The organism is Stenotrophomonas sp. STEN063, from assembly GCF_056854515.1.
Genome location: NZ_JBXFWF010000002.1, coordinates 134,173 through 144,755, shown reverse-complemented (window position 1 = coordinate 144,755; position 10,583 = coordinate 134,173). Strand labels below are relative to the sequence as shown.

Sequence of the window (10,583 nt, the reverse complement as noted above, 5' to 3'; positions counted from 1 at the left end):
CCCCCCCCCCCGCCCCCCGCCCGCCGCGCGGGGGGCCCGGCCGCCCGGCGCCGGGCGGAGCCCGCCCCCGCCCCCCCCGCCCCCCCCCCCCCCACTACAGGTGGGTTGCTGGGTAAAGCCCCTGCCGCGCATGGCCCGGCACTACCGGTGATGCCACTTGCATGCCTCGGCGTGTAGGATCGGCCCATGGCAGGCGCACTTTCCCGCATTGATCGCATCCCCAGACTCAGCCGTCTCGGCTGGCTGATGGGCTTGTATGCGGAAAACCACGATCACCTGATGCGGCTGTTCGCGCCGGATCGGCTGCAGGTGGGCAGCCACCTTTCCAGCATCGGCGATGGTCTGGACCTGCGTCTGGATGTGATCGAATGCCACCGCTACACGGTGGAACTGCGGATGACCTACGACCTGTGCGATCCGGTCACTGGCGAGCCGGATCCATCGGCATTCGTACGGCTGTACCGCGATGCGCGTCAGGCCGAAACCACGCATTGCTACGTGGGCCGACGCTGGCAGGACGTGATGGGCATGTATCCGCCGCCGGAGGCGCTGATCAGCCACCGCATGCGCATGAACACCTTCCTTGGGAAATGGCTGGAATATCTGGCCGAGCGCGGCCACGGCGTGGCCACCTTGCGCCGTGTCGATGAGACCGTCGTGCCAATCCGGCGCATGGATGTCATGCCCGGCTGAGGCGCGAGCGGTTCATCGGTCATACTGCACGCCCCCTTGTTCCGGTTGTCGCTATGCCGTACACCCCGATTATGGCCACGCTCGGCTATGTGCTGTCTGCCGATGGCAGCAAGGCCTTGATGATCCACCGCAACACCCGGCCCGGTGACATGCACCTGGGCAAGTACAATGGGCTGGGCGGCAAGATGGAGGCCGATGAGGACATCCTTGCCTGCATGCACCGCGAGATCCGCGAGGAAGCGGGCATTGAATGCGGCACGACGCGCCTGCGCGGCAGCATCAGCTGGCCGGGCTTCGGCAAGAATGGCGAAGACTGGTTCGCCTTCATCTTCGTCATCGACGACTACACCGGCACGCCGATGGAGGTTAATCGGGAGGGCACGCTGGAGTGGGTTGCGGTCGACCAGCTGGAATCGCTGCCGCTGTGGGAGGGCGACCGCCACTTCCTGCCACTGGTGTTCGACGCGGACCCGCGCCCGTTCCATGGCGTAATGCCGTACCGCGACGGGCGCATGCAGTCCTGGAGTTACACGCGCCTGTAATGGCTTGCTGCAGTGGTGTCATGTAGGCAGCTCCGGCGAGCGGCACTGGCTTCGAGGCCGATGGAGCGATCCGGACACGAACGTGTCGGGGTCCAGCGCTGGCGTGTCGCACACCGGGCAAGCTGGCCAGGCGCGGGTACTGTCCACTGTTCAGGTGCTCGCGGTACCCTGTTGCGGTCCATGCACCGTGAGTTCCCATGAAACGCCATTTCTCGATGCTCCGTGAGTTCCAGCTCGCGGATTGGTTCACCCTCGGCAACGCGTTCTGCGGCACCGGCGCGGTGTTCGCGGCGATGCGCTTCCTGCAGGACGGCGAGCGCGGCTTCCTGATGTTCGGCATGGCCTTGATCCCGCTGGCGTTTATTTTTGATGCGCTGGATGGCCGGGTTGCGCGCTGGCGCCAGTCCTCGTCCACGCTGGGGCGCGAGCTGGATTCGCTGGCCGACATCATTTCCTTTGGTGTGGCGCCGGCTGCATTGGCCTATGCCTGCGGCATGCAGGGCGGTTGGGACTGGCTGATCCTGAGCTACTTCGTCTGCTGCGGCGTCAGCCGGCTGGCGCGTTACAACGTCACCGCCGAGGAGATCGCCGGTGAATCCGACAAGGTGCCGTACTTCGAAGGCACGCCGATTCCGACCAGTCTGGCGCTGGTCATCGTGTTGGCCTTGGCGGCCCATTTCAATGCGATCGGCCCGGCGCTGTGGGGCGGCAGCTGGCAGCTGGGCCCGTGGCAGCTGCATCCGCTGGTGCTGCTGTTTGCACTGTCCGGCTCGCTGATGATCAGCAAGACCCTGCGGATTCCCAAACCCTGACGCCGGTAGGGCGGTCGCATTGCTATCATCACCGGGCATCCCGGGAGCAAGGCAATGGCGGCGGCAGGCAACAACGACAACGCGGATTTCGAGGCCAGCATGCGCGCTGCCTGGGAGGCATGGTCACAGGCCATGCAGGGCCAGGGCGCAGCTGCAGGCGGCGATTTTCCATGGGCTGAGAGCATTGCCCAATGGACCCGCCTGGTCAGTACCGATACCCCCCCGGAAGTACAGGCGCTGGGCGCCCGGTTCCAGCATCAGGCTGGCGACTGGCTGGGCATGATGCAGCAGGTGGCCGCACGCTTTGCCGGTCGTGATACCTCGGCGGCGGAAGTGGCCGGGGCGTGGCGTGAGGCCGTGCAGGCGGGGCGGGGCGAGGATCTGCTGCAGTGGATGCTGGGTGCTGCACGCGGTGGCAATGCCCTGAACGATCAACCCTGGCTGCGTGAATTCGCCAAGGCCGCACAAAGTGGCTTTGGTGGCGGCGATTGGTTGAATGCACCGGCATTCGGTCCAGCCCGTGAGCATCAGGCGCGGTGGCAGGCCTTGCTCAAGATCCAGCAGGACTACCAGGCGCGTGCCGAAGCCTATGTGGATACGATCCGCAGCGTTCTGGACGATGCCTTCAAACGTTTCGAGGCCAAGCTGGCTGAGCATGAAATGCCTGGTAGTCAGCTGACCAGTGCGCGGGCGATGTTCGATCTGTGGATTGATGCCGCCGAAGAAGCGTATGCCAAGGTGGCGCTTTCCGAAGATTTCCAGCGCATCTATGGTGAGCTCGCCAATGCCCAGATGCGTCTGCGCGCAGCGTCGCAGAGTGAACTGGAACGTGCCTGCGACGCGATGGGCGTGCCTACCCGCACGGAGATGGACGCGGCGCATCGGCGCATCGCCGAGTTGGAACGGCAGGTGCGGCGCTTGATGGCGGCAGCCCAGCAGACCAGCACACCAGCGCAGCCCGAGTCGGCGGATAAATCGGCAAAGCCATCGGCAGGAAAAACAGCTGCCAAGCCAGCGAAGCCGGCGCCACAACGGGCGACGAAGAGAACGGCGAAGAAAGCCACCAGGAAGGCTGTGAAAGAAATCGTGCAGAAGGCTGCGCCGAAGAAAGTCACGGCGAACAAGCCGGCCGCCAGGAAGCCGGCAGCCAGGAAGGCAGTGGGTGCCAGCAAACCGAAGTCCGCACCGGCCCGTCGCAGGAGTGCCAAATGAAGGGCCCGCTGGGTTTTGGCAACGATGACCTGTTGCAGGAAACCCTGCAGTGGCAACGCAAGCTGGTCGATGGCCTGAAGCTGCTGCCCGGTGTCGAAGACGTGGATTATGGCGTCACCGAGCGCCAGGAAGTATGGAGTGACGGCAAGGTCAAGTTGTATCGCTTCGTCAGCGATCAAGCCGATGCCGGCAAGCCGCCGTTGTTGATCGTCTATGCGCTGGTCAACCGGCCCTACATGGTCGACCTGCAGGACGGTCGTTCGCTGGTACAGAAGCTGCTGGCGCTTGGCCAGGATGTCTACGTGCTGGACTGGGGCTACCCGGATCGTTCCGAGCGCTTCCTGACCCTGGAAGACTATCTGCTGCGCTACATCGACGGTGCGGTGGATCACCTGCGTGCACAGCGCGATGGTGCGCCGGTCAACCTGCTCGGCATCTGCCAGGGCGGCGTATTCGCGCTGTGCTACAGCGCGCTGCGCCCGCACAAGGTGCAGAACCTGATCAGCATGGTGACGCCGGTCGACTTCCATACCGCGGACAACATGCTCTCGCATTGGGCGCGGCACGTGGACGTGGACCTGTTCGTCGATACCCTGGGCAATATCCCGGCCGACCTGATGAATGCCAGCTACCTCATGCTCAAGCCGTTCCGCTTGAACGTGCAGAAGTACGTGGGCTTGATGGACATCCTCGACGACAAGCAGGCCCTGGAGGACTTCCTGCGCATGGAGAAGTGGATCTTCGATTCCCCCGATCTGGCAGGCGAAACCTTCCGGCAGTTCGTCAAGCAGTTCTATCAGGCCAATGGCCTGATGAACGGCAGCATCCGCATCGGCGAGGAAACGGTCGATCTGGCCCAGGTACAGATGCCTATCCTCAACATCTACGCCGAGCAGGACCACCTTGTACCGCCGGCTGCATCCAAGGCCATGCGGGGGCAGGTCGGCAGCACGGATTACACCGAGCTCGGTTTCCGCGGTGGCCACATCGGTATCTATGTTTCCGGGCGCGCGCAGCGTGAAGTGCCCGGTGCCATCAACGACTGGTTGAGTAAACGCGCATGAAGCTGATCGGCAGATTTTTGTTCGCTGCCAGCATGACGCTGATTGCCTTGCCGGCCGGTGCTGCCCCCAGTGCGGCAACCCAGCGTGAGATCAGTGGCTTGATGCAGGCGCTGGAAACCTCTGGCTGCCGCTTCCAGCGCAATGGCAGCTGGTATGACGCGGCGGCTGCACGTGGTCATCTGCAGCGCAAATACGACTACCTGCTCAAGCGCGACATGGTCGACAGCAGTGAGCAGTTCATCGAGCGGGCCGCCAGCCGCAGCAGCATGAGCGGCAAGGCGTACAAGGTCTCCTGCAGCGGCGCGCAAGAGCAGGATGCCTCGGCGTGGTTCCTCCAGCAGCTGCGTCAACTGCGTACCCCGGCACGCTGATGTCCGTGCTGGCCGCCAGATCAGCAGTACAGGCCTGAGTCTCATGCGACTCGAAATGGCGCCGATGTGGTTGCGCATTCTGGGCGGGATCTGGACCTCGCCCAATACCTTGATTGGCCTGATCGCGGGTGCGCTCGGCAGCCTCGCTGGCGCACGCCTGTACTGGAGCCGCCGGGAAAGCGCACTGGTATTCCGGCGCTGGCCGTGGGGGCCGGGAGGGGCGATCACCTTTGGCATGGTGATCCTGCACACCGGCGACGACCTGGATGGTTTGTGCCAGACCTATGAGCACCGCGCTGGCCGCTGCGAACACCCGCGCGTGCGCCTGGGCGACCACGAGCGTGCGCATGTTTTCCAATACCTGGTGCTGGGGCCGCTGTTCCTGCCGGTCTACCTGTTGTGCGGCGGTGTGAGCGTACGTAATCCGTTCGAGCGTGCGGCGGATTACTACGCCATGCATGGCCGCGGTTGGTGGCCTGGCCGTACCTGAAATGCAGTCATTGAAGCCGGCGCGCTGAATGCTGACATCAAACGACAACCTTTTATGTACATCTCTGTAACGTGACCCCGCGTATCGTTGCACCTGTTACAGATCCAACAGGAGCACGAACCACCATGGCAATTGTTCTTTATATCGGTGGCAGCAAGGATGGCGATAAGGGTGTGTTGCCGTACGGCTTCAGCAAAACCCGCGCAGATACCGAGCATGGCCCGGAAATTTACGTAGAACGGACGATGAACGTCTCCGGCAGGGGCTCGATGCGGGTCATGGTGCTGGAAGACCTGCGTGACGACGTCGCCAGCCAACGGCTGTATCAGCATCTGGCCTGAGTATTCAGGCGCGCGCGCCGGGCGGCAGGTCCGGCGCGTGCTGTCAACGGCTTTCCCCCGGGCGCGCGCATTGCCAGAATGGCAGCTTCCGTCACTGTGGCTACCGCACCGGCAATGCAAGACATCAAGCTCGCGCAGCAGATCGCGCAGACCATCGCCGACGAGATCGGCGCAGAAACTACTCAGACCAAGGCGGCCATCGCGCTGCTGGATGAGGGCGCCAGCGTTCCGTTCATCGCCCGCTACCGCAAGGAAGTGACTGGCGGTCTGGACGATACCCAGCTGCGTAATCTCGAAAGTCGTTTGACCTACCTGCGCGAACTCGAAGATCGTCGCCGCGCCGTGCTGTCCAGCATCGACGAACAAGGCAAGCTGACCGATGCGCTGCGTGAGCAGATCATGGGCGCCGATACCAAGTCGCGTCTGGAAGATCTGTATCTGCCCTATAAGCAGAAGCGCCGCACCCGTGCGCAGATTGCCCGCGAGGCGGGGCTGGAGCCTCTGGCCGATGGCCTGCTCGGCGATCCAATGTTGGACCCACAGGTCTTCGCCGCCGGTTTTGTGAATGCTGAAAAGGGCGTTGCTGATACCAAGGCCGCACTGGAAGGTGCGCGCGCCATCTTGATGGAGCGCTGGGGTGAAGACGCTGCGCTGGTTGGCGAATTGCGCAACTGGCTGGCGGGGAACGGCATCATCCGTGCCCGCGTTGCCGAGGGCAAGGAGGCCGAAGGCGCCAAGTATCGTGACTATTTCGATCATGCCGAGGCATTGGCGAAGATTCCTTCGCACCGCCTGCTGGCCTTGTTCCGTGCGCGCCGCGAGGAGTTCATCTTCCTCGAACTGGACCCGGGCAGCGACGCCGAAGCCGGCCACCAGTATGCGGAAGGTCGGGTAGCGCTCAACGCAGGCATCGCCAACAAGGAGCGCCCGGCCGATCGCTGGTTGTTGGACGCCTGCCGCCTGACCTGGCGCGCCAAGCTGCATATGCACCTGCTGCTGGACCTGTTCAACCAGGCCCGCGAGAAAGCCGAGGCTGAGGCGATTGCGGTATTCGGCGACAATCTGAAGGACTTGATGCTGGCAGCGCCAGCCGGTCCCAAGGCGGTGCTCGGACTGGATCCGGGCATCCGCACCGGTTGCAAGATCGCCGTCGTCGATGCCACCGGTAAGCTGCTGGCCACCGATACGGTGTACCCGCACGAGCCGCGCCGGCAGTGGGAGCAGTCGCTGCAGACGATCAAGCAGCTGTGCATCAAGCACAACGTCGAGTTGATCGCGATCGGGAACGGCACTGCAAGCCGCGAGACCGACAAGCTGGCAGGCGAGGCAATCGCCGCCTGTGCCAATCCCAAGCTGCAGAAGGTGGTGGTCAGCGAGGCCGGTGCCTCGGTGTACTCGGCCTCCGAATTTGCCGCCAAGGAGTTCCCGGACTTGGATGTGTCGCTGCGTGGTGCGGTGTCGATTGCGCGCCGCCTGCAGGATCCACTGGCCGAACTGGTCAAGATCGAGCCCAAGGCGATTGGTGTTGGCCAGTACCAGCACGACGTCGACCAGTTTCGCCTGGCCAAGGCACTGGATGCGCGTGTCGAGGACTGCGTCAATGCCGTCGGCGTTTTCGTGAACACCGCGTCGGCTGCGTTGCTGACCCGGGTTTCGGGTTTGTCGGCGACGGTAGCCGAGAACATCGTTCGTCACCGCGACGAGAACGGCCCGTTCAAGCGCCGCAAGGACCTGCTGAAAGTGCCGCGCCTGGGCGACAAGACCTTTGAACAATGCGCCGGCTTCCTGCGGATTGCAGATGGTGACGAGCCGCTTGATGCCTCGGCGGTTCACCCTGAGGCGTATCCCGTGGTCGAGCGCATCGTCGCTGCCGCCGCAAAGCCGATCAAGGCGCTGCTGGGCGACGGCAGCTACCTGCGCAGCCTGAAGGCCGAGCAGTTCACCGACGACAAGTTTGGCGTGCCGACCGTGCGCGACATCCTCAAGGAGATGGAAAAGCCAGGCCGGGATCCGCGTCCGGAGTTCAAGGCCGCACGTTTTGCCGAGGGCATTGAAGACATCAAGGACCTGCGTGAAGGCATGATCCTCGAAGGCGTCGTCAGCAACGTTGCCGCGTTCGGTGCGTTCGTCGATATCGGTGTGCACCAGGACGGCCTGATCCATATCTCCGCCTTGTCCGACACCTTCGTCAAAGATCCGCGCGATGTGGTCAAGGCGGGCGACATCGTCAAGGTCAAGGTGCTGGAGGTGGACGTGCCGCGCAAGCGCATCGCATTGACCCGACGCCTGGAAGATTCACCTGCACCGGCCAAAAAGCCAGAGCGTGACGAGCGTGGTGCAGGGCAGGGGCGTGCTGCTGGCGGCGGGCGCGACCGGGATCAGCGCGGTCAGCGCAATCCCGGCAATGGCGGCGGCCGATCGGCAGTGTCTGCGGCGCCGGCCAACAATGCGCTGGCCGATGCATTCGCAAGGGCAAAACGCGGCAGCTGAGTCAGCTGCCGCAGAGCTCCATCAATCTCGTGGGAGCGGCGTAAGCCGCGAAGCTGGCAATGCGGAAGTTCAGGGCATCAGTGCCGATCGATGATCCATCTGCTTCGGGGCTTACGCCGCTCCCACAAACCTGGAATCTCAAGCCGGAGCAAGTGCGCGTTGCAGTGCCTGGCTGAGATCGGCGCCGGTGTAAGGCTTGGACAGCTTCACGCCGGCATCGAACACTGCAGGCAGCTGATCGATTTCCATCCCGGTGGCGACCAGGAACGGGATCCCGCGCTGCCTCAGGCGTTCGGCAACCGGGCTGCTGTTCTCATTGCATGCCAGCCAATAGTCCAGGAACACAAGCTGGGGCTGCAGCTCATCGATCATCTGCAGGGCAGCACTGACCGTGGCAGCTACGCCGCCGACCAGCATGCCTTCCATCTCCAGCTGCATCTGTAGCAGCATGGCATTCAACTCGTCGTTCTCCACGACCAGCACCCTCGTACCTTCGAGCGAGCCCATCGTTTTCCCCTGTATCTGGATCGGTCGAAGTATAGCCAGTCGCCGAAACAGGCATTACACAAAAATTTTTCAGCCAAGGCCTGCCCAAGTAGACAAAGCTCCGCTATAATTCCGCTCCTGCCAGCCGAAGTGGCGGAATCGGTAGACGCAGCGGATTCAAAATCCGCCGCCCTTAAAAGCGTGGGGGTTCGAGTCCCCCCTTCGGCACCAGAGAAAACAGGCACCCTTGGGTGCCTTTTTCTTTGCCCGGAGTTTGTCAGGCGCGTGCGGGTTTGCGAGTCGCATCGCTCCCCTGCAGAGGCCTGGCGTGTAGGGCCGAGCCATGCTCGGCAGGAGTTGTCCCGCAGCACTTCAAGCTTCAGCTGCAATGCGGAAACAGCGAAGGTGGCGAAGCTTGCAGTACAAAGGGGAAGCGGACGTGATGTCACTCATCTGCTGAAGCCTGGGTTTCGCGGCTTGCGCTGCTCGCGCAAAAAGGATGGTGTTGCCCGCGTTGGCGCTGCCAATCTCAGGGCTGTGCGCGGTTCCGCTTCAGGGCTCCGCCTTTTGCGCCCAGAAGGAACAATAGAATCCCGGCGCCAAAAATCGTCCAGTGTTGAAGTTGATCGCTGCGGGTGATGTAAGCCGTGCGATCCGATCCTTTCACCTTGAACGCGATGATCTCTCCCTTGGCTTGGTCGGGTACTTGCGAGCGTTCGGCAAAGAGATGGTTGGCGTGTAGTGTGGTCCCGGCGAACGTCAGGAGTGCTCCAGCCAGCAGGATGGCAAGTGCTTTCATGTTCATTGAATTCTCCAAGCCACTGGCTGGCAGCCTCAAGCATCTCAGTTTGCTGACCAGCCAGGCCGGCTGTCGATGACGGCTTGATTGGCTGCTCACTGCTTTCCCGTCAGCGAGGGCGGGGCTGCATTGCTGCAAAAACCGGGCAAGAAAAAAGCCCCGATTGCTCGGAGCTTTTTAGAAATGGCGTCCCCACGGGGATTCGAACCCCGGTCGCCACCGTGAAAGGGTGATGTCCTAGGCCTCTAGACGATGGGGACGCGTATTCTTCAAATCTCAAGTTGTAGATTCAGGCGGCCTAAGGCCTGAATTGGTGGAGCCAAGCGGGATCGAACCGCTGACCTCCTGCATGCCATGCAGGCGCTCTCCCAGCTGAGCTATGGCCCCACGTTGTTGCTAGCCCGTCATGATAACGGTTTTTTATCAAATTGGAAGCTTTTTCTTCTTCCGTGCAATCTCTTGGGAAGATTGCTTCGATAAAAAAAGACCCGATACGGCTGGGTCCGTTTGTACCTGATGAATGGCGTCCCCACGGGGATTCGAACCCCGGTCGCCACCGTGAAAGGGTGATGTCCTAGGCCTCTAGACGATGGGGACGCGTTATACTCATCAAATTGTCGACAATCCAGACGGCCTAATGTCCGGATTTGGTGGAGCCAAGCGGGATCGAACCGCTGACCTCCTGCATGCCATGCAGGCGCTCTCCCAGCTGAGCTATGGCCCCGGTGGAACGTTGTTACGTCGTTGCCGAGAAAGAAATAATAGCGGGGCTTCACATTTCCCGCAAGCGATTTGTGAAGAAATTTCTTCATCCAATGAGACGGGGCTGAAAAATGCCCTCGGGCGTCCTCAACAGCTCAGATGCGCTGATGGCATGCGCAGTGGCATCCGGAACGCCTGCAGTAGCAAGGCAACGGTGAACACTGACGCGATCACGCTCGGATAGCGGACATCCCGCCGTTCAGGGGTCTGGCACCTTGTAGTCCGTGAAGACAAACAGGACCGCCGCCCTTGAGAGGCTTGCTTCTGGTAACGCTGCTGGGATTGATCGCTGAGGGTGGAGAGGCGCGGGAGCCCACGGTCTACAAATGCCTGGTGGGTGAGCAGCATGCCTATCAGTCCACGCCATGCACGGGCGTTGAACTGAAGCATTGGACTCTGCGGCCAGAGGACGTTGTCGGCGTTTCTGCGGAAGGAATGGCCCCGCAGCATCGTCAATCGCGACTGAAGGTGCGATCGCCGAGACCGAGGGCACAAGGTGTGCGCCGGCAAAACCAGGGGAA

The 10,583-nt window shown here is 62.4% G+C and carries 11 protein-coding genes and 5 tRNA genes; 10 read left to right on the top strand and 6 right to left on the bottom strand.

All coding sequences use genetic code 11. From position 1 onward, the window contains the following. Nucleotides 1-186: 186 nt before the first annotated feature. From AC1VWL_RS01455 to AC1VWL_RS01415, 9 genes are all read left to right on the top strand, one after another. Nucleotides 187-693, top strand: a complete 507-nt coding sequence (locus tag AC1VWL_RS01455; protein WP_482985484.1) for a DUF1249 domain-containing protein — start codon at nt 187-189, stop codon at nt 691-693. A 53-nt stretch (nt 694-746) separates the two neighbouring features. After that, a complete protein-coding gene (locus AC1VWL_RS01450) occupies nt 747-1,235 on the top strand; it encodes an NUDIX hydrolase (protein WP_282266280.1) in 489 nt (162 codons plus the stop codon). Nucleotides 1,236-1,432: 197 nt separating this feature from the next. Further along, nucleotides 1,433-2,047: a CDP-alcohol phosphatidyltransferase family protein gene (locus tag AC1VWL_RS01445; RefSeq protein ID WP_296246528.1), complete on the top strand. Its 615-nt coding sequence runs from the start codon at nt 1,433-1,435 to the stop codon at nt 2,045-2,047. Between the two features lie 54 nt (nt 2,048-2,101). Then, a complete protein-coding gene (gene phaE, locus AC1VWL_RS01440; protein WP_482985483.1) occupies nt 2,102-3,259 on the top strand; it encodes a class III poly(R)-hydroxyalkanoic acid synthase subunit PhaE in 1,158 nt (385 codons plus the stop codon). Beyond that, nucleotides 3,256-4,323 (top strand): class III poly(R)-hydroxyalkanoic acid synthase subunit PhaC, encoded by a 1,068-nt coding sequence (locus tag AC1VWL_RS01435; RefSeq protein ID WP_482985482.1) that lies wholly within the window; start codon nt 3,256-3,258, stop codon nt 4,321-4,323. Before phaE ends, AC1VWL_RS01435 begins: the two co-directional genes overlap by 4 nt. After that, complete coding sequence (locus AC1VWL_RS01430; RefSeq protein WP_482985481.1) at nt 4,320-4,694, top strand: YfeK family protein; 375 nt, start codon at nt 4,320-4,322, stop codon at nt 4,692-4,694. Before AC1VWL_RS01435 ends, AC1VWL_RS01430 begins: the two co-directional genes overlap by 4 nt. Nucleotides 4,695-4,737: 43 nt before the next feature. Beyond that, nucleotides 4,738-5,184, top strand: coding sequence for a hypothetical protein (locus AC1VWL_RS01425; protein WP_482985480.1), 447 nt, complete (start codon nt 4,738-4,740; stop codon nt 5,182-5,184). 125 nt (nt 5,185-5,309) lie between these two features. Further along, nucleotides 5,310-5,525 carry a hypothetical protein gene (locus tag AC1VWL_RS01420; protein WP_282266272.1) on the top strand — a complete coding sequence of 72 codons (216 nt, stop codon included), beginning with the start codon at nt 5,310-5,312 and terminating at the stop codon, nt 5,523-5,525. A 114-nt stretch (nt 5,526-5,639) separates the two neighbouring features. Beyond that, on the top strand, nt 5,640-8,015 hold the full coding sequence (locus tag AC1VWL_RS01415) for a Tex family protein (protein WP_481533763.1): 2,376 nt from the start codon (nt 5,640-5,642) through the stop codon (nt 8,013-8,015). Nucleotides 8,016-8,153: 138 nt separating this feature from the next. Here the strand turns inward: AC1VWL_RS01415 and AC1VWL_RS01410 are convergent, their stop codons facing one another. Further along, nucleotides 8,154-8,522 (bottom strand): response regulator, encoded by a 369-nt coding sequence (locus AC1VWL_RS01410; protein ID WP_296246517.1) that lies wholly within the window; start codon nt 8,520-8,522, stop codon nt 8,154-8,156. A 123-nt stretch (nt 8,523-8,645) separates the two neighbouring features. On the opposite strand from AC1VWL_RS01410, the gene AC1VWL_RS01405 reads away from it, so the two are divergent. Then, nucleotides 8,646-8,732: transfer RNA gene (locus AC1VWL_RS01405), tRNA-Leu, on the top strand. Between the two features lie 298 nt (nt 8,733-9,030). On the opposite strand, the gene AC1VWL_RS01400 is transcribed toward AC1VWL_RS01405, so the two are convergent. The 5 genes from AC1VWL_RS01400 to AC1VWL_RS01380 form a co-directional block, all read right to left on the bottom strand. Continuing rightward, nucleotides 9,031-9,306: a hypothetical protein gene (locus tag AC1VWL_RS01400; RefSeq protein ID WP_481533716.1), complete on the bottom strand. Its 276-nt coding sequence runs from the start codon at nt 9,304-9,306 to the stop codon at nt 9,031-9,033. A gap of 178 nt (nt 9,307-9,484) precedes the next feature. After that, a tRNA-Glu gene (locus AC1VWL_RS01395) sits at nt 9,485-9,560 on the bottom strand. Nucleotides 9,561-9,611: 51 nt separating this feature from the next. Further along, nucleotides 9,612-9,687, bottom strand: a tRNA-Ala gene (locus AC1VWL_RS01390). Between the two features lie 134 nt (nt 9,688-9,821). Next, nucleotides 9,822-9,897 (bottom strand) — tRNA-Glu (locus AC1VWL_RS01385). Nucleotides 9,898-9,948: 51 nt separating this feature from the next. Next, a tRNA-Ala gene (locus AC1VWL_RS01380) sits at nt 9,949-10,024 on the bottom strand. Nucleotides 10,025-10,583: the final 559 nt, after the last annotated feature.